The 24,707-nt window shown below is 37.8% G+C and carries 16 protein-coding genes; 5 read left to right on the top strand and 11 right to left on the bottom strand.

The genetic code is table 11. The annotated features are described in order from the left end of the window. Positions 1-185: 185 nt before the first annotated feature. On the top strand, positions 186-1,223 hold the full coding sequence (locus tag H7U17_RS05380) for an NAD(P)-dependent alcohol dehydrogenase (protein WP_186755622.1): 1,038 nt from the start codon (positions 186-188) through the stop codon (positions 1,221-1,223). A gap of 96 nt (positions 1,224-1,319) precedes the next feature. On the opposite strand, the gene H7U17_RS05375 is transcribed toward H7U17_RS05380, so the two are convergent. Further along, positions 1,320-3,422, bottom strand: coding sequence for an amino acid carrier protein (locus tag H7U17_RS05375; protein ID WP_186755621.1), 2,103 nt, complete (start codon positions 3,420-3,422; stop codon positions 1,320-1,322). A 1,158-nt stretch (positions 3,423-4,580) separates the two neighbouring features. Between H7U17_RS05375 and H7U17_RS05370 the strand changes: the two genes are divergently transcribed. Further along, entirely contained in the window at positions 4,581-6,104 is a 1,524-nt protein-coding gene (locus H7U17_RS05370; protein ID WP_222439140.1) for a sulfatase-like hydrolase/transferase, read from the top strand. A gap of 223 nt (positions 6,105-6,327) precedes the next feature. On the opposite strand, the gene H7U17_RS05365 is transcribed toward H7U17_RS05370, so the two are convergent. The 5 genes from H7U17_RS05365 to H7U17_RS05345 form a co-directional block, all read right to left on the bottom strand. Then, complete coding sequence (locus H7U17_RS05365; RefSeq protein ID WP_186755619.1) at positions 6,328-7,386, bottom strand: alginate O-acetyltransferase AlgX-related protein; 1,059 nt, start codon at positions 7,384-7,386, stop codon at positions 6,328-6,330. A gap of 1 nt (position 7,387) precedes the next feature. Beyond that, the gene (locus tag H7U17_RS05360; RefSeq protein ID WP_186755618.1) at positions 7,388-8,275 is read right to left on the bottom strand and encodes a hypothetical protein; all 888 of its coding nucleotides are present in this window, start codon (positions 8,273-8,275) and stop codon (positions 7,388-7,390) included. Between the two features lie 37 nt (positions 8,276-8,312). Continuing rightward, positions 8,313-9,797, bottom strand: a complete 1,485-nt coding sequence (locus H7U17_RS05355) for an MBOAT family O-acyltransferase (RefSeq protein ID WP_186755617.1) — start codon at positions 9,795-9,797, stop codon at positions 8,313-8,315. 215 nt (positions 9,798-10,012) lie between these two features. Then, on the bottom strand, positions 10,013-11,233 hold the full coding sequence (locus H7U17_RS05350; protein ID WP_186755616.1) for an NAD(P)/FAD-dependent oxidoreductase: 1,221 nt from the start codon (positions 11,231-11,233) through the stop codon (positions 10,013-10,015). 377 nt (positions 11,234-11,610) lie between these two features. Continuing rightward, positions 11,611-12,660 (bottom strand): hypothetical protein, encoded by a 1,050-nt coding sequence (locus H7U17_RS05345; protein ID WP_186755615.1) that lies wholly within the window; start codon positions 12,658-12,660, stop codon positions 11,611-11,613. A gap of 568 nt (positions 12,661-13,228) precedes the next feature. Here H7U17_RS05345 and H7U17_RS05340 point away from each other — a divergent pair. Continuing rightward, the gene (locus H7U17_RS05340) at positions 13,229-13,612 is read left to right on the top strand and encodes a VOC family protein (RefSeq protein WP_186755614.1); all 384 of its coding nucleotides are present in this window, start codon (positions 13,229-13,231) and stop codon (positions 13,610-13,612) included. A gap of 21 nt (positions 13,613-13,633) precedes the next feature. On the opposite strand, the gene H7U17_RS05335 is transcribed toward H7U17_RS05340, so the two are convergent. The 3 genes from H7U17_RS05335 to H7U17_RS05325 are packed head-to-tail and all read right to left on the bottom strand — an operon-like array spanning position 13,634 to position 19,361. Next, a complete protein-coding gene (locus H7U17_RS05335) occupies positions 13,634-15,055 on the bottom strand; it encodes an efflux transporter outer membrane subunit (protein ID WP_186755613.1) in 1,422 nt (473 codons plus the stop codon). Further along, positions 15,055-18,207, bottom strand: coding sequence for an efflux RND transporter permease subunit (locus H7U17_RS05330; protein WP_186755612.1), 3,153 nt, complete (start codon positions 18,205-18,207; stop codon positions 15,055-15,057). Before H7U17_RS05330 ends, H7U17_RS05335 begins: the two co-directional genes overlap by 1 nt. Positions 18,208-18,209: 2 nt before the next feature. Then, a complete protein-coding gene (locus tag H7U17_RS05325) occupies positions 18,210-19,361 on the bottom strand; it encodes an efflux RND transporter periplasmic adaptor subunit (RefSeq protein ID WP_186755611.1) in 1,152 nt (383 codons plus the stop codon). 702 nt (positions 19,362-20,063) lie between these two features. Between H7U17_RS05325 and H7U17_RS05320 the strand changes: the two genes are divergently transcribed. Both H7U17_RS05320 and H7U17_RS05315 read left to right on the top strand, forming a co-directional pair. Beyond that, the gene (locus tag H7U17_RS05320; protein ID WP_186755610.1) at positions 20,064-20,258 is read left to right on the top strand and encodes a hypothetical protein; all 195 of its coding nucleotides are present in this window, start codon (positions 20,064-20,066) and stop codon (positions 20,256-20,258) included. Positions 20,259-20,352: 94 nt separating this feature from the next. Further along, on the top strand, positions 20,353-21,117 hold the full coding sequence (locus H7U17_RS05315; protein ID WP_186755609.1) for an SDR family NAD(P)-dependent oxidoreductase: 765 nt from the start codon (positions 20,353-20,355) through the stop codon (positions 21,115-21,117). Positions 21,118-21,183: 66 nt separating this feature from the next. Here H7U17_RS05315 and H7U17_RS05310 read toward each other — a convergent pair whose 3' ends face one another. Beyond that, entirely contained in the window at positions 21,184-22,914 is a 1,731-nt protein-coding gene (locus H7U17_RS05310) for a DUF6044 family protein (RefSeq protein ID WP_186755608.1), read from the bottom strand. A gap of 157 nt (positions 22,915-23,071) precedes the next feature. Continuing rightward, a complete protein-coding gene (locus H7U17_RS05305) occupies positions 23,072-24,556 on the bottom strand; it encodes a Gfo/Idh/MocA family oxidoreductase (RefSeq protein WP_230981276.1) in 1,485 nt (494 codons plus the stop codon). Between the last annotated feature and the right edge of the window lie 151 nt (positions 24,557-24,707).

Genomic DNA, 24,707 nt, shown 5'->3' with positions numbered 1-24,707 from the left:
ATTAGCTATAGCTAGGTGATAGGCCTAAATGGTCTATTCTTGAGTCTTTAATTGGACTTCCTTTTCTATCCCAAGCCAAGTAAAAACTTTTAATCATTTATTTATCAATTAATTACAAATTTTCCGCAGGGTATTTTGTAAATTGAATAGGTTCAATTTTCCACCCGCAATAACAAAACAGCATCATGAGCAATACAAAAGGATATGCCGCCTACAGCCCATCAGAGGACTTAAAACCCTACGATTTTGACCGTCGTGAAATTGGTCCTATGGATGTAAAAATAAAAATTGACTACTGTGGAGTATGCCACAGTGATATCCATACAGCCCATAATGACTGGGGAATGAGCCAATACCCCATCGTTCCTGGGCATGAGATCATCGGTCATGTAATAGAAGTTGGTCCATCGGTCACCAAATTCAAGCAGGGTGATTTGGTCGGTGTGGGCTGCTTGGTCGATTCTTGCGGTGAATGTCCTTCCTGTAAAGATCACCTTGAGCAATTCTGTGAGAATGGAATGGTAATGACCTATGGAAGTCCAGACCCTATTATGGGAGGCGTTACCCATGGAGGGTATTCCACACAAATTGTAGTCACAGAGGCTTTTGTACTTAAAGTATCAGAAAAACTAGATACGAAAGCCGTAGCTCCCCTATTATGTGCTGGGATTACAACATATTCTCCTTTAATGCATTGGAAAGTGGGCAAAGGCCAAAAAGTAGGGATCATAGGACTCGGAGGCCTTGGACATATGGGCGTTAAATTCGCCGCAGCACTAGGAGCACATGTTGTGATGATCACCACCTCACCAGAAAAAGGTAAAGATGCCATGCATTTAGGTGCCAATGAAGTTCTCCTATCCAAAGATGAGGAGCAAATGAAAGCACATGCAGGAAGTTTTGACTTTCTCTTAAATACTGTTCCTGTAAAGCATGATCTAAACCCCTATATCCCCTTGCTTAAAGTCGGAAAAACAATGGTGGTATTGGGGGCTACACCTGTGGACTTACATACCATGGGAATTATTTTCGGTAGGAAAAATATTGCTGGTTCGTTGATTGGTGGACTAAAGGAAACCCAAGAAATGCTGGATTTTTGTGCTGAGCATGATATTGTTTCAGATATAGAAATGATAAAAATGGAAGATATCAACCAAGCTTGGGACAGGGTAATAAAAGGGGATGTGAAATACCGTTTTGTAATCGATATGAAGGACTTCTGAACTTGAATGAAAAAGTAAAATTCTACTGAAAAATGGGTTTTGCCACTATTCAGTAGAATTTAACCTAATTAAACATTCTTTCTTGTAAAGCCTGCTTTACGCTAACTCTTCAACACTTTCTTCTTTTTCTTTAGCGGCTTTTTGATTGGAGAACAATTCCCCTTTTTTAAGCTTTTTAAGGTAGTCCTGCATATCCTTTCTCACCTCACCACTCATGATATATAGTCCTATAATATTAGGGAAGGACATGGAGAGGATCATCATATCCGAAAAGTCCAAGACAGCACCCAAACTAACAGATGCACCAACTACCACAAAAATCACAAAGACCAATTTATAGGACAGTTCAGACCTCTTGCCTTTTCCAAACAAATAAGTCCAAGCTCTCAAACCATAATAGGACCAAGATACCATTGATGAAAAGGCAAATAAGAATACCGCCACAGACAGTAAATATGGGAACCAAGAGATCACACTACCAAAAGCCTGAGAAGTCAAAGCTACCCCTCCAATTCCTTCCACCTCATGTTTTCCAGTAAAAATGATGACCAAAGCGGTCAATGTACAAACCACAATGGTATCTACAAATGGCTCAAGTAGCCCAACAAAGCCTTCTGAAGATGGATGATTGGTTTTGACAGCACTATGGGCAATGGCTGCGGAGCCCACTCCTGCTTCATTTGAAAACACACCACGTTGAAAGCCAATAACGAGTACACCTATCACGCCTCCTTTCAAGGCTGATGGATTCAAAGCCCCATCCCATATAGCAGAAAATGCCTGACCAATATTTCCAATATTGACTGCAATCACCACAAGAGCACCAAAAATATAAAGCCCTGCCATGAAAGGTACTATCTTCTCCGTGACCTTGGCAATACTGTCTATTCCACCAATGATCACCACACCCACTAATACTGCCAGTACCAAGCCTACCCAGAACCCGGTTCCCTCAAGCACTGGAAATTGGCTGGATAATATTTCAAAGGATTGGTTGGCCTGAAACATATTGCCTCCTCCCAAGGAGAAGCCTACACAGACGATAGCAAAGAAAGCTGCTAGAAATTTACCTAAACCTTTAAGGTTCCTTTTCTCTAAACCATAACGCAAATAATTCATCGGCCCACCAAAAATATTACCATTCTTGGCAATGGTACGGTATTTTAAGCCGAGGGTACATTCAACAAATTTGGAAGACATACCCAAAAAACCTGCAAGGATAATCCAAAAGGTGGCTCCTGCCCCGCCTAGGGAAATCGCTATGGCTACACCGGCTATATTTCCCAAGCCTACCGTGGCAGAAGTAGCTGTGGCAAAGGCTTGAAAATGGGTGATTTTTCCTGGAGCATCCGCCTCATCATACTTCCCTGTAGCCAATCCTATTGCATGACGAAACCCTCGGATATTGACAAAGCCCATCTTAATGGTAAAAAAGGTAGCTCCTATCACCAACCAAATTACAATAAAGGGAATAGGGTGTTCTTGCGGAGTGCCATTTGGATGAGTAATTACTACTGGATTGTCATATTTGATTGATCCAAAGATATGAGCACCTCTTTCTATCAGGTCATCCTTATCTTCTGAATCATATATCACCTCTCCTTCAGCCACATCATGACGAAGTTGGCCATTGGCAGCAGCCAATACCTTTTGACTACCAGACTTCTCGGATTTTATAATTGCAATCTCATCTCCCTTATTAACATGCAGATTGTCTTCTACCAACCATTCTTCTAGCAAGAATTTATCTTTAACTCCGGCTTTCCAACCAGGAATTTCCACAAACTTACTGTCGGCATAAGACTTGGGATCATAAACACCAATGGCTTCAAATGGATCCCAAAAGAGCACATTGGTCAAACCTTCCACCAATGGGGTAAAAGCGCCATTAAAATGTTCCGTAACGGATTTTGAAGGAACTTTAGCTTTTGTTTTCACTATCTGCCCCTGACTATCTTCTACCTCTAAGGTATATTGGATGCCCTCTACCAAACCGGTGGCTTTGGACGCATCTTGGGGACTTGAGGGGTTACTCCATCGATAGGTATAAGGGGGATGTCCTCCATTTACCTTTGCTTGGATATAACCGTCATTGATCAGAGATGAGGGATTTCCAGTTTCTGTTGTGACTTGAAGATCCTGGGAATACAGATCCGTCAGGTTGAAAATTAAGAGACAAAGCAATAAATATTTATACATGGAATATATTTTTGAGTTATTTTCAGGATGATACTATTTTAATCACCCATCGATATACAATAAATCAATCAGAAATAGGGCAACAGCAATTTTAAAGATTTGGCATTTAAACCATCAAAAGCTTTACTAGTTAATGATTCAAGTAGCCCTTATGATCTAATCAGTTTAATAGATTAAAGACAATTAAAAAAAACTGCCTTGGAAAGAATTTCAATAATTTAAAATTCATCCTTGTGAAGGACAAAATCTTACAATGGTTTTTAACAGATGGCCTAACTTTCCATTTACTGAGAGGAGATTTTTGATGACCAATCTTAATTTAAAATTGGCATATTAACTCGTTCCCTGTAGGGAATAAAATAAAGAGATTTCCCCTAGATACTTAAAAATATAAATAAGGCGGTGGAAGGGGAATCATTTTAAAATGTAAATAATGAGGGCTAAGATGGATCCTAAATCCATCTTTAAATTGGAACAACTTTTCTTTCATAGTCGCTCCATATTGAGTTGTTAGTTCAGCCTTTTTAGATTTTCCTGTATTGAAAGTCTTTTGGTTGATCACTTGTTCTCTATTTTATGAAACATATTTTCCAACTGTATTAAGCGTTTTGGAGCAAAAAGGGTTCCAAATTTTATTTAAACAAGGTGATTTTTGCTAAACAACCATTGATTTTGATTTAAAATTAGTGGTAATCGAAAAACACTCTAAATATCAGCATTTCACCTTGGCAATCATTTTATCAATATTATAGTAAAAGGAAAATAATAATATCAATATATTAGAATGTAACATATGATTAAAGGACATTTGGATATTGATTACGCTACAAACCAGGATGTTTTTAATAAAATTAGTCAAAAAAAGAAAGTGCTTTAAGGCATATACCATAACTTTTTATTAATTTATTTAGATAAAGACTATGATATTTATCTAAATAAAAATAAACAGTTTATGTTTTTCAATTATTAAACATAAACATTCAAATATCAATTTAAATCATTTGCTATCGGCTTAGCAAGCAATGGTCATGAATTTACCAATATGATTATTTATGACTTACTGACTTAACAATACTAAAAACTTTTAATCCTGTAAATACCACTACAATGAAGCATTTCATTATTATTCTCCTACTGCTATCCATATGCAGTTCACTTATGGCACAAAAAATAAGTGTCTTTGATGAAGCGGTAGTTATAAAAGAAAATCTGGAGCCTATCATCCCACGTCCCGAACAGGAAAAAATCGCCAATCAAAAACTACAAGATCTGGAATCAAAAATGGATCAAAAGCCCAATATCCTCATCTTTTTAGTGGATGATCTCGGTTGGGGAGATATAGGTGTAAATGGCGGAGGTGTGGCCGTAGGAGCACCTACCCCGAATGTGGATCGCTTAGCACGAGAGGGAAAGCGTTTTACCTCCTTCTATTCTACACCAACCTGTACCTCATCTAGAGCCATGATGGTAACTGGAAGACAACCGATTAGAAGCGGGCTTACCCGCCCACTACTGAGCGGAGATAAGGTAACCACTAACCCATGGGATATAGAAGTCACACAGGCAGAATTACTTGCTTCAGCGGGTTATAAATCTGCACTAATAGGTAAATGGCATGTAGGTGAAGGAGAAAACATGTTGCCTCACGAAGTAGGTTTTGATTATTTCTATGGACTTCCTGCAGTACAGTCTGACTATACGCAGTTTTTAGTGGAAAGACAGTATTCGGATATGATTAATAATCAAGAGCTTCATGACATGGCCTTTCAACTTCAACCAGAAGGTCTGATCATGGGAAAAAAAGGAGGACCAAGAGAAGTTGGTTTTGAGATAAACAACCTTAGTGATGTTCGTCAAATAGACGAAAAATTAAAGGATGAGTCGATCAAATTCATCAATGAAAATACTGAAAATCCCTTTTTTCTGATTCACTCATTTACTGCCATTCATAACGACACTTATTGTGGTGAGGATTATATAGGAAAAAGCCCCGCTGCCATGCCTGTCAAAGATGCCATTGTTGAAATGGATGATATTGTGGGAGAAATCATGCAAGTACTTGAAGACAAAGGTCTGTTAGAAAACACCTTGGTCTTTTTCACCTCTGACAATGGCGCAAATGAAGATGTATTCCCTGACTCTGGGTATCACCCTTGGCGCGGTGGAAAAGGAACAACTTGGGAAGGTGGTGTAAGGGTACCTGGAATTGCCTATTGGAAAGGAATGATTGAACCTGGACAAGAGACCAATGAACTCATGGACCTCTCTGACCTATATATGGTTTCTTTACGTTTAGGTGGCGTAATGGATAAATTACCTGAAAACTTATATTTTGATGGTATTGATCAAACATCCTATTTACTTTCAGAAAACGGCCGTTCCCATCGTCAAGTTGTATTTTTATGGAATTCCACTGACTTTTGTGCGCTAAGATGGAAAGATTATAAGGTACACTTCCAAGTATTTGACGTCACGGAAACAAGAAGAAATATTGATGCTTCAACACTATCAAAGGTCGGCACCGCTCCTTGGGTATTTAACTTAAATGTAGACCCTAAAGAAATGGCCAGTGAAGGCCACCGCTACTTTGAATGGGGCATGCCTGCTTCTTTGGCCTTTTATAAGAGGCATCTTGCTTCTATGAAAAAGTTTCCCAACACAGATATAGGCTTGGGCTTTTAATTTTTTCACACTAGCAAATAATACCTTCTTAACTGAATCTAAAAGTTTTGAATTAAATGGAATCTTGAGGTCCATCTCAGGGTTCCATTTTATTTTTTTTACTAAGTTGCTTATATTTAAACATTTACAAAATCAGTACTGAGTAAATGATCAATCCTCGCTCAATGTTTTCGTTTGATATAAAAGTTTTAATACCGAGGTTCAAGATTAATAGAACCATCTTTCACTGTTCAGAATTAAATTCGTGGCCATTTATATGTTCCAGCTCATTTCTTAATAGACGAGCCGCTAAGCCCACCCCTTTTTCATTCCAGTGAGTATCTTGTTTTAGATAATATTCCTCTCCTCTCACTAACATTTCTTCAAAAACATTCACATTATTAATTCCGAGACAATCCAATCCGGCATGGATTGTCTTAAGGTTATGGAGCAATTCTGGTCTGCCAAGACCTTCAAAATAAATTGTTTCTTTGAGTGGCAAAGGCATAACAATCAATTCAATCCCATTCTGAACACAATAATCCTGATATCCCTTTATACTATTTAGGATATACATTCTACCTCTTCGATTAGAAGGTTGGTAATTGGATCCTTTATAAAAATACACATCCCCTAACCTTTCATATTTGATTTTTTTATTTAACAGTTGGTTCATTAAATAATAGGCCCAATGCATCCTACTTAGCTTATCCCAAGCCAAATTTAGTTTAGATCTATTAATCCAAGTACTTACAGGCACCTTAATATGATCATATTTTTCTGAAGTATAAGGAACAAAAGGTTCCGGAAACATTTCTTCAACAAACTCATAAACCAAAAAATCAGGTTTTTCTATCAACCCCTTTTTTAACATAATATCAAAGGTTCTTAATGGTGCCGGTGCCATATTATACACATTGAGCTCATCCATAAATAAGCTTGACAATTGACTTGACAGTATTTGACTTTGATCCAAACCAGTACCGACCACAAAAGAATCTCCCAATAAAATAACATCGGGTGTTTTTATAAATGTATCATTTCTAAACCCATACTCATCTGTTACCCATCTATTCATTGAGTATATCGCTGAGTCTACACCATCACTCAAATCCCCTCTCTCCCACATTTCCAGTGATTGATTTTGATAGAACTTACCATAGATCAATAAATCCTTGTGGTAGGAAATTCCTTCCCAAAACCTATATGTCCAAAATGTATGGGGCAGTACGAATACATCCACAGTTACAAATAATAAGATAGGAAGCATAAAAAGTCCTATTTTCTTAAAAAATATTTTCATATTAAAATTGCTTATCAATCCATTTGCCTAAGTCTTTTGATAGCCTTCTCCCTGAAGCCTGGTAAAGATGAATTCCGTCAGTATAGGTGAATTTCCCAGCCTGTTCACTATAATCCTTAAAAGGTATTGTATATTTTTCACTTAAGCGCTCCATCATTATTTGGAAGTCAGGAAGAACGAGCTGATCATACTTCATTATTTCGGGATGAGCGGGCAGATAAACTAAAACCACCTTCCCATGGCTCTTTAATACCTTTATGGTCTTTTCCAAGTACTCCAAGCGCGTTTGTGAAAGCTGGAGGTTTTTATAGCCATTTTCAAAATCCCTTACCTTTTGCTGTATCCTATAATTTACAGTAGCTGAGTCCATGGGCAATACCAGTTCCAACCATCCATTTTCCCGATGTAAGCGTTCATTGGCAGGTCTAAAATGCCGATGGATAATTTCATAATAGGACGACGAAAACCAATTTATCATATATGACAAATGGGGTTTGAAGTTTTGATTTTCCAAATTGGCCAATGGTGAATCCAATTCAGGGAAAAAGCTGGGATCGTTGGGACGCTCCCCTCCTTCTACCAAAGCCCATGGATCTACCGTCACAATAAAAAGTCCTTCTTTTGAGGCTTGATCCAACTTATCCATGATGCTATTTAAATAAACAGGACCATAAGCCGAATAGCCTATACCAAAGCTGTAATTGTACAGATCAAAAGATCCTGAACCTTTAACTTCTTGTTCTATGAATTCCGGAATCAATCCCTGCGCAGCCCTTGAATTCCCCAGAATCAATGCGCTTTTCTTTCCAGTGGTAAAGCGCATGGCAAAAGGGTCTGCATTACCATCCTCAATCGCCCATATGAATATAAAGCTTAATGAGATTGTCATGGAAAACAAAAAGGTTTTCATTAAGAAAATCCGCATATCAAAACTGGAAATAAATGAACTCCTGTTCCTTGGTGGCAAACAAAAATATCATCATCACAATACCATAATAAAAGCCATAACGTAAAACAGAGGGCCATCTTAAACCCATTTTTTGGATGGCAAAATCATCTTCCCTGCCTATCCACTCCAATAAAATAAAGCAAACAATCAAAACGGAAAACAAATAAACCCTAATATCCATTAGTGGCCAAGCAAAAACATCAAGGGACCAAAGTCCACTAATATATACCCAAGCTTCTGATACAGAATCAGAACGAAAAATCACCCAAGTCAAGGTTACTAAAATAAAATTGGTTAACATCAAACCCAAATCCACCAGCTTTGGAAATGTTTGACCCTTGGCCACAATTCCCATATGATGTCGGTGCTTATTATTGAGCATCAAAGGCAAAAATAGCAGGGCGTTTAAACCACCCCAAAACACAAAAGTCCAGTTGGCCCCATGCCATAAGCCTGAAACCAAAAATACAATAAACACATTGCGCATAGTACTGGCCTTACCGCCATGATTTCCACCTAAGGGAATATAAACATAGTCCCTGAACCAGCTGGAAAGGGATATATGCCATCTTCTCCAAAACTCTGCAATATCCCTTGAAAAATAGGGGTAGGCAAAGTTCTTCATAAGGTCAAATCCCAAAAGCCTTCCCAGCCCAATCGCAATATCTGAATATCCTGAAAAATCACCATAAATCTGAAAACTAAAAAACACCGCAGCCAAAGCTAAATTACTTGCCGGTTGCTCCCCTGGATTTGCATATACCTGATCAACAAACACAGCACAATTATCCGCAATAACCATTTTCTTAAACAATCCCCAAAGGATCTGCCGCATCCCATCCATTGCCTTGTTATAATCAAATGATCTTTTCTGCATAAACTGAGGTAACAAGTGCTTTGCGCGCTCTATTGGACCGGCCACTAACTGTGGGAAGAAGCTCACATAGGCAAAAAAGGCAATCATGTCTTTGGTAGGTTTTATCTTCCTCTTATAAATGTCCAAGGTATAACTCATGGTCTGAAAAGTATAAAAGCTTATCCCAATAGGTAAAATAAGTTTAAGGGAATAATCATTGGACTGAAATCCCAAACTAGTGATCAACTCACTTGCCGAACCAATAAAGAAATTGAAATACTTAAAAAATCCCAATAAGCCCAAGTTAAAAGCAAGACTGATACTCAGGTATTTTTTTCTTCCGGAAAACCAAGATGCAAAAGAAGACCTCCCTTCCTTGTCAGCCTCTGCCCCCCATTCCTTGCCCAATTTTAATCCACAATAATAATCCACAAGGGAACTGGCAGCTATAAGCCCCAAAAAGCGCCAATCCCACCAACCATAAAAAAGATAACTGGCAAAAAGTAAGAAAGCATTCTGAGCCCTTAAGTTTTCCTTAAAAATCGACCAATAAAGTACAAATACAACGGGAAGAAATATTAAAAATTCAATTGAATTAAAAAGCATCTTAGGAACTCGCTTATTGTTGAAACATTGAAAGAAAATTTAAATTAATTAAATAGGCGTATTATTAAAAGAAGAAAATTCAGGGGATTGAGCATTAATGAAAAAATTGCCGTTGCAGTCCTGCTATCTATCCCAAAAAAGCCCAGGAAGTATGGGCTTGGGAACTTCCTGGGCTGACTTAAGCAAAAAAGTTAACAACTTTATCTTCTCCCTACTCAGGGCAGGTGTGCATAACCATGTTTATTTTTCCAAATAAAATATTTTTCTAAAGCCACCTTACCAAGGTCATTGAATATATTTGGAATCATAATGGCAAACTGTCTGGGTTTAAATAGGTGGTTGGCTAAAAGATAAACTTCTTTATGACCCGCATCCATCACACATACTGCTGGAATTTTCCCCCATTCTTTTTCTATCAATTTTTTTTTGCCGTTAATTAGCCTCAATATATTCTTGGCTACTATTTTGCCGGTTACGTCACTGGGATAACCGGTTTTGGGCACTCCAAATGGAGTGTTTTTAATTTCAAATGGTACGGCCACCTTAACCGCCAAACCAGCAGCAAAGACATTTTTATAGGTTAAATGTTGGTAAGCAGCAGTGGTTTCTACAAAGCCTTTTTGATCGACCAATTTTGGGCTGGCTTTCATTACATCTGCCCCTTCAAAAGGTGGCATCAGCATGGCCATTTTATAGGGAAGTTCTTCTCCAGTTTTAAGAATGATCTTATGATCTTCTATTTTGTCTATACTGGCGTCGGTAATCCACTCAATATTGTACATTTTCATAAATGCCTTAAGCATGGACTCTCCTCCTGGCATACCATCAATGCCAAAATTCCCCAAATAAGGTTCAGGAGTTATCCAGTATAATTTGACTTTATCCCTTACTTTTCGTCTTCTCAGCTCCTTATCCATATTGAATAGGTATTCATATGCGGCCCCCATACAACTTGCCCCTTGGGTAGCCCCAACAACCACTGGGCCCGGATCTTTCACCAATTTCTCAAAGGCATCATATGTTTTCAATGCCAATTTTGGAATAACAATATTACTGATCTTATTGTCCTCAGGTTTAAGTCCATCCAAGATGTCAAAATTCATTTTCACCCCTGTCGCTACCACCAAATATTCATATGCAATGCTATCCCCATTCTCCAACAGTACTTCATTACTATCAGGATCAACAGATTTAGCTGCTTGTTGGACAAAGTCTATATGCTTTTTTCTGAAAATAGGCCTCAGGTCAAAACGTATATCTTCCACTTTCCTCCTTCCGAAGGGAACCCATATTAATGAGGGAACATAAAGAAAATCATGGCTCGGAGAAACGACTATAACATTATATTCGGCGTTATGCTTTCCAAGCCCCTTTTGAATTTGCATGGCTGCAGTATAGCCCGCGAAATTACTTCCTAAAATGACTATATTTTTCATGACGCTCCGATTTTTTGTCTATAATAAATGTAGATCATTACCTCTTGAAAATGTGTAACTTTTGATACATAAAAAACTGATAATCATCATGTTTGCAGCCCCAAAAAAAATCCCTCACTTGATAATAAAAAAACAAATTGCGATAAGATTAATAACCAAAAAAAAGAGTCTGTCACGGTTCCTGCAAAACTAATAAACACCTAAAAACAGATAGTAATAGCACCCCTAATAACTTTCCATTATGCGCTAAAACAAACTTTCACTAAGAAGTATACGAGCTTTGAAGTATGAATGCACAGGAGGATCAGATTCACTCCAAATTCACTTATGAAACTACTTGTGATAATTATATAAAATCGAAAACAAGTCAGCTTCCTTTACCAATATAATTTATCACCTGAGACCTTTTTACTTCCAATTTCTAGAGGTTGATAAAAATTGACCCTAACCTCTCCACAATAAGGTCGAATAATCTCCTCCAAAAACTCATTCTTGGCCTCACCGATCTTCGAGCTAAAGTGAATATTTATTTCTTCTAAATCCCTATAGATCAAAAAATCAAGGATATGATAAATATTCTGTTTATTGAAATTCATCAAGCTTATCTTCTTGACGTTTTCCAGATGAAATATAAATTGATACGCTTCAGGTTTTTGGGCATTCAATACAGTAACATCTTCCAACATAATGCCCTTTTCAATATTTAAAGTATCATTAGGCCATTTTATTTTAGGTCCCTCCTCTATAATTAACTGTTTTAACATCGGCAGTTGAGAAAGTTTATTAAAATTATATTCACAATCTATTTTGCTGTTAATTTTCAACACCTGAAGATTTACCAAAGCCCCAATCCCCTTAAACACATCGTAATGTAAACTATTGAATTTATAAGACTTTTCGATCCACAAATCCTCAACATCATTAACTTGAGATGGAAGAAAGCCCTTGGCATGCATTGCTAGCTTTAGCTCCCTGGACAAATGGCCCCAGCCATCATTATAATGATCAAATGTACTCTGCTTGAGCAAGCTAATAGATAATTCAGCAGCGCCCAATAAATCATTTAACTGCTCTAAAACACTTTCCATTTGAGCGACAAAGGCTTCTATTGAGATAAATTTAGCTTGACCAGCTCCATTCTTTGTAAACAACACATGTGATTCTCCAAACTTTGCATTTAACAATTCTTGAAGTTTTGATTCATGATATTTGATATCACCATAAAAGCCAATATGTCGATAAGCACTAGGAATACGGTCCAATACCCGCTTAATTTTTGCCTTGACCATATTGGATTGAAAAACTAGAAGGTAAACATCTCCATCAGCCTTAATTCCATCAGGAATGGTAAAAGGGTTGGCTTCTGTTTTTTCACCATTTATCTTTTTAGAAAGGAAATCATTAAATCGTTGAAACAATACAAACATAGCCTAATCATTAAAATCAGTCAGTATAACAATATTTAATTCAAATGAGTGGCGACAAAAAAATACCTGATATGGATATTTATAAGTCTAAATCAAATCATGAACACAACAATTGACTATTTCACAAATGTTGTTCCTTTTCAATTTCTACAGATAAATACGCAACAAATTTACCCGACTGGATTTAGGAAAAATCAATTTCCATAAAATCGTAAGGAAAAAGAGTTAGCCTGTCATTATTCCTGCATTAATTGAAATGTCTTTTCGATGAGAATTAAACAAAAACCCTACCAAAAAAATCTACAAAAATTCATATACTCTATACGCTTTTAACAAAAAACCAATAAAAGGTAATTAAAATCCAATTTAATACTTGATTACCAATATTTAACTAAAAAATTATCATCAAGGTTTAGCTATATATTATCCAGACGAATCTGTTTCAATTGCATTGATGAGGCTCGCATCAATATGGGTATTGAATATTTTGTCTATATCAAGATTAATAGTATTAATAAGGTCACTTTATTAGTTTAGTATTCAATTTTATATATAAAATCATCAAACCATGAATACCATTTGTTATTTTGAAATTCAATCATCTGAACCGGCAAGAGAAATTGATTTTTACCACAATGTGTTTGGTTGGGAATTTATTAGAGACGAAAATGTACCAATAGAATTTTACCAATTGGATAATGCTGGAATAAATGCAGCACTATTCAAAAGACCAGCTAAAGTTCCCCCAAAAAAACATGGTACAAATGCATTTACTTGCTCTATTGTAGTAGATTCCTTTGAACTGACAAAAAGACTAATTATGAAAAATGGAGGTCAACTGGCCATGCCCATGTTTTCAATACCTGGAAAGGGCTGGCAAGGTTATTTCATGGATGCTGACAATAATGTTTTTGGTATTTTCCAAGAAGATCCTTCAGCTGGCTTAAAATAAAATAGCTGAAGGATTCAATTATCAATCCCAGCCACCTCCGAGGACCTTATAAAGATTCACATAAGAAGACAATAGTTGGCTTTTTGTAGATATAAGTATCTGCGCTGCATCGAAAGCCTGCCGCTGTTGCTCGAGGTATTCAAGGTAAGAAGTAACCCCTTTGTCATACCTTTGGAAAGAAAGCATCTCAGCATGGTCCGCTGCTCTGAGCCTTACCTCAGAGGCACTGAGTTCATCCTTTAAGGTCTCTATTTGGATCAGGGCGTCTTCGACTTCTCTGAAAGCATTAATGGCAGAAGCCTGGTAATTTAATAATGCCTGATTACGTCTGCTTTTCTCTACTTTTACCCTTTTGACATTTTGTCCCCAATAAAATAGTGGACCTAACAATCCTCCGCCAATATTCCATGCCATGCCATTCCCTGTAAGTTCGGACAGATCATCACTGGCCACCCCCAATAAACCAGTCAGACTTATTGAAGGTAGCCTTTGTGCTTGTGCCACTCCAACAAGTGCATTTGCAGCAATCAGTTCCTGCTCAGCAGCTACCAAATCCGGCCTCCTGAACAACAGTTCACTTGGCAAGCCAATTGGTATATCAATGTCTATGCCCTGATCTTTCAACTCCATACCAATTTCGATGTTTCCCGGTCGGTCGCCCAGGAGCACATGTAAGGCATTTTGGCTTTGATAATACTGTCGCTTATAAAATGGGACAGCAGAAGCAGCAATGGCCTGCTGAATCTGAGATTGGTCCACATCCAATTCCGGAATTATCCCTTCTTCAAACCTTCTTTCTACAATATAAAGCACAGAATCCCTAGACTTCAATGTTTTCTCTGAAATATCCCAAAGAGCCTTAAATTCCAGCATATTAAAATAGGTTTGAGCTATTCCTGCTACCAAACTGATTTTCAAAGCTCTGGTTCCCTCAACCGTAGCAATATAACTGGCCATGGCCGCCTCATTCAATCTCCTGAGTTTACCAAAAAAGTCCAATTCCCATTTTAAGTTACCGGTAAGAAAAATATTATTCGTAGGGTCAGGCACCCTAAAACCCTGATAATTTCCTCTAGCGTACCCTGCCTGCAAATCTAACTTTGGCAACAATTCCCTCCTTTGGATTTGCAGCATATAACTGGCCTGAATAATAGATTCCAAAGCAATATTCAAATCTTGGTTATTAAGCAATCCTTGCTGAATCAGGGAATCCAAAATTGGGTCCTCAAAAATCCCCCACCATCTTACCGCTGATAAGGAGTCTACCTCCAAGGTATCTGTATTTAACAAAAGGGTATCCACTGGTAAATCAGAGTTCTCCATGTAGAAACTCTCAGGGACAATGATTTCAGTTCCACGGTAATTCTTCCCTACCTTACACCCCCAGCAAAAGAGTAAAGAAAGCAATAATATCCAATATATTTTACCTCTTATTATATGCATCAGGTATTGGTTTTGTCTTTTGCTTTCTTTTCCTCATACTTACCCAGTTTACCTACCAATAGAAAAAACTGGGGATACATGAATACACCTATTAAAGTAGCCAAGGCAATTCCACCCAATAAAGCAACGCCCATTACTTTACGTGCCTCTGCTCCCGCTCCCGAAGCAAAAATCAAAGGCAAAATCCCCAACACGAAGGAAAAAACAGTCATTAATATGGGACGAAACCTCAATTTCGCAGCTTCACAAGCAGCCTCATACAGGTCCATGCCCTCATCAAATTTTATCTTGGCAAATTCGACAATAAGAATGGCATTTTTAGCTGCCATCGCTATTAACAGAACAAGTGAAATTTGAGCAAATACATTTAACTCATAGGATTCACTGAACTGTCTAAAAATAAACAAGAATAAAAGTGCTCCAAAAATAGCAAAAGGCGTCCCCAATAAGATACTGAAGGGTAGTGTCCAACTTTCATATTGTGCCGCAAGAATCAAGTAAACAAATACTAAAGAAAAGATAAAGACAATACCTGTGGACCCTGAGGATTGTTTTTCCTGAAAGGACATATTGGACCAAGCAAAGCCCATATCCTCTGGCAACACCTCATTGGCCACCTCTTCCAAAGCATCCAGAGCCTGCTGAGAGCTATATCCCGAAGCGGGTGAGCCTGTGACCTCTGCAGACCTGTATAAATTAAAGCGATTGGTATATTCAGGCCCATATGAATTTTTAACGGCGACTAAAGTATTCAAAGGCACCTGATCGCCGCTGGCATTTCTCACAAAAAACAAATTCAAGTTTTCTTCATCTTGCCTGTATTCAGGCTCTGCTTGTATATAGGCTTTATAAAGTCTGCCAAAACGATTAAAATCATTCACATAAGCACCACCCAAAAATGCCCCAAAGGTGGTATAAAGATCATTTAACTGCACCCCTGTTTTTAATACCTTATCTCTATTAATATCTATATATCTTTGGGGAACTGTAGCCTGATAGGGGCTAAATGCAGAAGCTATTTCAGGCTTGGCCATGGCTGCCCTAATAAAATTGGCGGTATTTTCAGCCAAATATTCCGGAGTATTGCCAGCCTGATCTTGGATTACTATTGAAAAACCAGATCCACTGCCCAAACCGGGGATTGCAGGAGGACCAAAGGAAAATGCAGAAGCTTCCTTAACGTTCATGACGAGTGCACCATTGATCTTTCTTGCTAATTCTTTTACCGTATTTTCCCTATCCTCCCAATTTTTTAAAGAGATGAACATGAATCCCGCATTGGTGGACAAGGCTCCAGTCAAAAGAGAAAATCCAGATGCAGTAGTCACCATTTCAATCTGCTCCTCTTGAGCCAATATTTGTTCTATTTTTTTCGCAACTACATCTGTCCTCTGCAAAGAAGCAGCATCTGGCAACTGAATATTAACAAATAAATACCCCATGTCCTCTTCTGGAATAAAGCCTCCTGGAACTTTAGCCCCAATAAACACCGCCGCAAGACAAACTATCAGCAAAAACAAAAAACCTCTTTTCAACTTTCCGGTAATCACCCTGGTCCATTTTGCGTAGGCAATGGTCGATTTTTCAAAACTATTATTAAAACCAGTAAAAAACTTCCCTATCAATCCCCCGTAAGGTTCTTGCTTCCTTAATAAAATCGAACATAATGCAGGGCTTAAGGAAAGTGCATTCATCGATGAAAAAACTACAGAAACAGCCACTGTAATGGCAAATTGTTGGTATAATCGGCCTGTAATTCCTGCCATCGTGGCGACAGGGATAAAAACGGCCACCAAAACCAAAGTTGTTGCTATAACAGGAGCCGTCACTTCCTTCATGGCCAATGTAGTCGCATCTTTCGGGGACATTCCCTTTTCAATATTAACCTGTACCGCCTCGACCACGACAATGGCATCATCTACTACAATACCAATTGCTAGTACTAAGCCAAGCAGGGAAAGGACATTTAGGGTGAAGCCCAAAATTGGAAAAAGCATAAATGCGCCCACCAGAGAAACAGGAATGGCCAGGGTCGGAATAAGTGTCGCGCGCCAATCCTGGATAAAAATAAAGACCACTAAAATCACCAATAGTAAGGCTATCACCAAAGTGATAATGATTTCTTCAATTCCAGCAGTGATGGGCTGAGTAGAATCTAAAGAGACAGTATACTGCATCCCTTCAGGAAAATTTCTTTTCAGACGGTCCATTGTCTCGACAATATTCCCTGCCAATTCAACTGCATTAGAACCTGGAGCTTGATAGATGGCTAATATACTGCTCTTTTTCCCATTCATTCTAGTGACCGCTGAATAAGACTCTACGCCTAACTCCACCCTGGCGATATCTTTGATTTTCACCTGAGAACCATCTGAATCTGAACGAATAACAATCTCTCCAAACTCCTCTTCTGTCTGCAACCTGTCTGGTAGCCGGACGGTATAGGTAAATTCTGTACCAGCCGGAGCAGGTTCCGCACCAAACTTTCCTCCAGGAACTATCACATTTTGAGACCTAATAGCATTGAGCATTTCAGGAATGGTAATTCCCATTTTAGATAGTAAGTCAGGTTTCACCCAAATCCTCATGGAATAGTCACTACTTCCCAACACATCCACCCGACCGATCCCTTTTATCCTAGCTAACTGATCTTTGATATTAATCAGGGCATAATTACCCAAAAAATTCTGGTCATATTTGTCACCATCTGATGTCAAGGTAATGAGCATCAATATATTTGGTAAGGACTTTTCGGTTTTTACGCCGAGGCGCTTAACTTCTTCTGGTAATTTGGCCGTAGCAGCAGCAACTCTATTTTGGGTAAACACTGTACTTAAATCTGGATCGGAACCCACATCAAAAGAAACAGATAAGGACATCGTACCATCATTGGAATTGGTGGAATTCATGTAAATCATATTTTCCACACCATTAATTTCCTGTTCCAATGGGGCCGCTACAGATTGCTCAACAGAAACAGCATTAGCCCCAGTATAGGCTGCACTTACCCTTACTACAGGAGGTGTAATATCAGGGTATTGCTCTACTGGCAAACTCAACAAAGACACTGAACCTACTATTACGGTTATAATTGAAATTACAAAAGCAACTATTGGCCTTCTAACAAAAAAATGATGCGCTTCTATTTTCATAATCACTCAGTTTCAAAGCCAGATTTTGATTCAAATTTTACAAGTTCGGGCTCTATCGTCATACCTGAGCGCGCAGTCTTTAATCCTTCCAGAAGCACCTTTTCCCCACCTAAAAGACCAGATGACACGACATATTGGTCTCCATAGGAAAAATCCACAGTTATTATTTTCCTTTCAAGCGTATTCTGATCATTTAGGAGATATACAAACAACTCACCTTGCAATTCAGACACACAACGTTTGGGAACCAATATGCTCGCCGCATTTCGTTTTAGGGTCGTTCTTATTTTTGCAAATTGTCCCGGCCTGATCAAAAGCTTCGGATTTGGAAAAGTAGTTTGGATCAAAACAGCGCCTGTTTCTGGGTTAATGCTTCTGTCTATAAAATCAAAGCTTCCAGGTAATTCATAGATAGTCTGATCTGAAAAAATAAGATTAAAAATCAAATCATAGCCATCCCGAAGAATCAGGCCGCTCTGCATATCATTAACAGCCCTGGCCAGCAAAAGATAATCATTCTCAGAAATAAAAAACCTAACGTGGACAGAATCTATTTTTGAAACAGTATTAAGAATAACCGGATTGGGAGATCGTCCCACAAATTCTCCAATTTTGGCCTCCGACTTTCCTATTATGCCATCAATTGGTGAGGTAATTCTGGTATAGCCCAATTCTATTTCAGCCATTCTCAACTCTGCTTGAGCAGCCTTATATTTATCCAATGCACCTTGGTAATACGCCTCTGATTCATCAAGTTCTCTTTGTGAAACCGCATTGATTTCAGCTAAGGGTTTTATCCTTTTCAAATTGTTTTCTGCGTTGATTACTTCCACTTCGGAAGCGGCTACCAAGCTTTTTTGTGCCAATACTTTTTGTTGGTATACCTGAGGATCAACTGTATAAAGATGCTGACCTTTTTTCACCCTGCTACCTTCCTTAAATTCCAATTCTTCCAAAAAACCTTCCACCCTTGTTCTTACGGGAATATCAAAAAATCCATACACTTGCCCCACATGTTCATTTACAAGTGGGACATTAGACTTTTCCACTTCCACCACCTTTAAAACTTGAGGTCCCATTTGGGCTTGTTGTTTATTCCCCTTAGAACAGGCCATCAAAAAGAGCAATAAAGCTATGCAAAGTTGTTTTTCCATAGTCAGAGGAGGTTAAAATATGCCTTCAAACACTCCCACATTTTTGGGCGATATAAAAGCAGGGTGTACAAACAAACTTTGTCAATTACCTCCTACTTAACAAAACATTATGGAGCAGCTTTGTAAATAATTATAATATTGCGCAATATTTCACCATTGAAGAATAATAATTAATCATTACGCGTAACCACAATATAAAATCAATCACCTGTCCTTAAAAAACTAAAAAAGCTACGAGACAAAATCTCATAGCCTTAGTCAATTAAACAATAAACCCATTTGTAAGTTGGGACCACTTTCCTCATAACAAAATGGTTAGGGGACTTCAACTAACACCCTTTCCATATGTAAAAGGATAAGACGCCAATCCTATGGTCCCACATTCAACTAACTTATATTATAAATATAGACATTTTTCCTTTACGCATACACACTTACCTCATATATTTAATTTATAACAGCTTAGTTATTAAATTTTTTTAATTATTATAAAGTTCGATAAATAAATATTATCACTACCTACTTTTAAATAACTTATCTACCCAATAAAAAACCAGCCTATGTAATAATTTATTACTGTCCAATAATGATCAAATCATGTTCGGTTTCAAAACACAAAATTTCAATTTTTGCCCGGTATTATGCCTTAAGCCCATTGGCATAGTTTTAGAAATCCCAAATGCAATCTATCAATTATAAAAAATGAACATATTCTTGAATCTTGTACTTTGGACCATACTTTTCGTGCTTTGCTGGCCACTGGCCATTCTGTTGATATTTCTTTACCCTATTGTTTGGTTACTAATATTGCCCTTTAGGCTATTGGGTTGGGGAATAGACTTAAGCCTTTCCTTGATCAGCAATATTTTTATGCTGCCATTCAGGGCCATCAAATAATCTGATGAGCAATCCCAACAAACCGCTTTCTCCGAATTGAGCAGATTATTTTGTAACTTCTGGTAGCAAACTCAACCCTAAAACATATTAGATTATGAGCACTACAAGAAAAATAGCCCTAATAACAGGCGGCAGCAGAGGGCTAGGCAAAGAAATGGCTCTAAGAACCGCATCAATAGGTCTTGATATCATCATTACTTATAAAAACAATAAAGCTGCTGCCCTTGAAGTGGTCAAAGAAATACAATCCCTGGGCCAAAGTGCAGAAGCCTTACAACTGGACACATCCAATACGGCTACCTTTGAGGGATTTATTGCGCTATTATTAGAGACTTTAAAGGTAAATTTTGAAGAGGAAGCCATTGATTTCTTGGTTAATAATGCAGGAATAGGAATTAAAAGTCCACAGGGAAACACTGAGGAAAAGGTTTTTGATGAATTAATGAATGTCCATTTGAAAGGTGTATTTTTCCTCACACAAAAGATCTTACCCTATATGAAAAATGGTGGTGCGATCGTATATATTTCTTCTGGGCTAACAAGATTCGCCATTCCCGGATATTCTCTTTATGCATCCATGAAGGGAGCCATTGAAATATTAAACAAATACCAAGCTTTAGAACTAGGTGCTAGAGGTATTAGATCCAATGTGGTTGCACCAGGGCCAATTGAAACGGATTTTGAAGGTGGGGCAGTAAGGGACAATAAAGATGTCAATCAGTTTATATCCCAATCCAACGCTTTGGGACGTACAGGAATTCCAAGCGATATTGGGGGTGTGATAGCCTTCCTTTGTACTGAGGAAGCAAAATGGATAAATGCCCAGAGAATTGAGGTTTCAGGAGGTCAAAATTTGTAATCCAAATAGTATTAATATTCTTACCAATATAGAATAGAATCCTCATTAAGTCACTTATCCACAAAATCATTTAATTGCATATAAATATATATTCCAAGCTGAGTTTTCATTCATAAATTCCTTGAGCAAATCCACTTTTTCCTCTCTCACGAATGGATCAGTGCTCAGTAAGTATTTGCAACCTAATTCTTTTAAGCCCACAAAATCATAATTAATATTTTCAAGTTCTACTCTGTCAAACCATTTGCACCGAAGGAAATTATCACCCTGCACATGATTAAACAAATAGCACTTATTTCCCCAACCAACAAAATGGCCATAGAGCCCTCCTTCATCCCCAGGTATTAATTCGTTTTGGAGCACTTTAAAAAAGCGATGTTTATAAGTCAAAGGATAATTACCTGTATATCCATCAATACTATATAATCCATTATATGTAGCCACAGCAGGATGCAAACCTAGGCTGCCCACTTTATAAGTCCCTCCTTCTCGTCCATCAAGGAAAGCCTTTATTTCTCGAAATTGATCAACAGCATAAAATTCTCTATAAGTGGGATAATGCTCCCCTTTCCCCGTCAAAGGCTTTAAAAACTTATTGCGATAGTTATCATCTAAAACTAAGATATGATAGCAAAACACCAAGCTCACAAGCCCATAAAACAACCATTTATACTTAGCATATATCTGATCCACTACCATATTAAAAGCCAGCACTAAAATAGGCGCAATAAATAACACATAACGATCATAGCTAAATGTATTCATTTGTTTCAGAAAAGATACTTCCTCCACAAAATGGGTGAATTTTATTAGGGAGGCACTAATTGCCAAGAAAAAGCTCACTAGGAATAAATTGAATATCAACTTGGACCTCCTATCCCATTTAGTGATCCCTTTAAAAAGCCTAAAAATTAAAAACACCAAAATGACAATTACAGGTAAAGGACTAAACAATGCCCCATGTAAATTTCCCTTTGCTAAATGCTGCCAAATTACGCCAAAAAAATCCTGATGGTAATAAGCAAAGTCATACATATTATACTCCACTCTGTGAGGAACAAACCAATCTCTTCCAAAAAAGTAAATCGAAAATAATCGATAATTGAACAAGCAGTAAATCAGGGTAAACAAGCCTAGAGCAGCCCAATATCCCCACCTCATTTTTTTATGCTTTAGCAAGTTAAAAACACCCCAAATGAAAATCGCTAGACCAACAAAAAAACCATGCAGGTGAAGTAAAGAATAAAAGCAGTAAAACAGAATTAAACCAATATCAATATAGCGTAGGGAGCAGCCTTTTTCCAACCGATAAAACACATAAAAGATAGTCGGATAAAAAGCCGAACCAATACCCGCTTCAGGCCAAAATGGAAGGGTAGCCCATATCAATGCATATAAATAAATGGGGCCATTAAGCCATTTTCCTGCCACCTTTGTCAAGAAATGATAAGCGCTGACAAAGGCTACCAAATGAATAAGCAGTTTATTAAATATTATTGCTTTATAGGGATCTAAAAAATAAAACAACCAAGTTTTAAGGTACCATTCGCTTGCAAAAACTCCCCTTGGCAAGCGGTCAATCATGCCCATAATCTCAAAATCATTTGGTTTAAATACAGCCTTCTGATCGACCAGCAGCTTATACCAAGGCACCACCAGTTCCAAATAATCATTGGCATACCAAACGCTATCCTGCCCAAGGATAAAATAGGGAGAAATAAAAATCAAAACTCCAAAAATTCCTAACCAGAAAGTATTGTTGACTTTTAAATAAAAAGGGGAAGATTCATTAAGCATATAATAATGTACTTGGGGAAAATATGTGATAAATAAAAATCACAGCATATAAAGATAACAATTGAATCTTTAAATGGCTTAAGGCCAATTTAAGCAAGAACAAAAAAGCCGCAATAATTTATAAATTACTGCGGCCATAATTTTCGATTTAAAACAATTATACCTTATAATAATCTTCCCATCCTTTTCTTGGTGGCTCGCCAACCAAAAGCTCATTGGCTAGCGAATTATTTGTGATCACCTTTTTCTTTCTATCAAATTTCAATTTAGTATCTAACCTTTGTGCCAAGGTTCCCAATGTAAAAACCTGGCTTAATGGACCAGCTACCTCAAATGGAGATCTTGTCTTCTCCTCTCCCTTGCAGGCCAGTAAGAAATTTTCAAAGTGATTTGAAGGGCTTTCTGGAACCACAGGAAGTTTGTCAGCCATGTCTTTAGCAGCTTCTTCAGGAATAATTGATAGTGTGCTGGAATGCGAACCTCCCTTAAAGGTCAAATCCTTACCATAAATAATTTTACCTGGATTTAATTTAGATGGCTGAATCTTACCATTACTTGCTGCAGGAATATTGGCATCCAATTCAGATGTTCCATATCCCTCTGGAACTTCCGGGACATTATCTACCCCATCATACCAAGTAACAGTCAACTTTGGATGTTTACCCCGCTTAGGGAATTTAAAGGCCAAGGTAGTAGATTGAGGATAGAACAACTTATTATATCCTTCTATTTTTACCGGATCTACTTCATAAGGTAATCCCAAATCTAAGAACTGATGAAAAGCATCCATAATATGTGCTCCCCAGTCTCCTAAAGCTCCCATTCCGAAATCATACCAACATCTCCATTGCCCATTGATGAAATCCTTATTATAATCATGAGGCTGCGCAGTACCCAACCAAGTATCCCAATCCATAGTGGAAGGAATTGGCTCTGCTGGAGGAAAACTGCTCATACCGGTATCCCAACCATGCCACCTTCTTGCACTATTCATATGGCAAGTGATTTTCTTCACATCCTTTATAATTCCTGCATCCACCCATGATTTAAACTGGAAATAATTAGCCCCAGAATGTCCTTGATTTCCCATCTGAGTCACCACTCCATATTTATCAGCAGCCTTCATCAATAATTCAATTTCATTGAAAGTCCTTGCCAATGGTTTTTCTACATAAACACCTTTTCCCTCTGCCATAGCATGCATAGTTATTGGGAAATGAGAAAAATCAGGAGTTCCTACTGTCACCGCATCAAACTCTCCGCCCACTTTATCAAACATATCCCGGAAATCTTGGAACCTATGGGCTTTAGGATGCTTTTTCATTTGATCCAAAGTATGTTTTGCCCCCATATCCACATCACATAGGGCAACAATATTGGCCATTCCTGTGCTTTGTATAGCATTCATGACCTGACCTCCTCTATTGCCAATACCTATACAGGCAAGGTTTACTTTATCGCTTGGCACTACAGACGCCCTCCTGATCAATTCACCAGACTTGCTCCTTATTTCAGGTTTAGCAAAAAGAACATGACTTGGGACTATTGTAGCCGCTCCAAAAGCCAAGGCTCCCTTTTTCAAAAATTTCCTTCTGTCGTTTTTTTTACTTGAACTTTGGTCGTTAAAATTTTTCTTCATCATTTTTGGTTTAAGATCAATCCCATTCATTCATATTGAATGGAGATTTATTTAGTGGTTTATTGTTTTAAAATCCTGGTGGCCATCATAAATAGTCCTAAAATCGATAGTTTTCACAATCACTATTTTACCTTATCAAATTTTCCATAAAAAG

The sequence above is a fragment of the Echinicola salinicaeni genome (genome assembly GCF_014280965.1).
GTDB classification, from domain to species: Bacteria; Bacteroidota; Bacteroidia; order Cytophagales; family Cyclobacteriaceae; genus Echinicola; species Echinicola salinicaeni.
The sequence above is the reverse complement of the archived record's forward strand: the minus strand, read 5'-3'. Positions and strand labels throughout refer to the sequence as shown.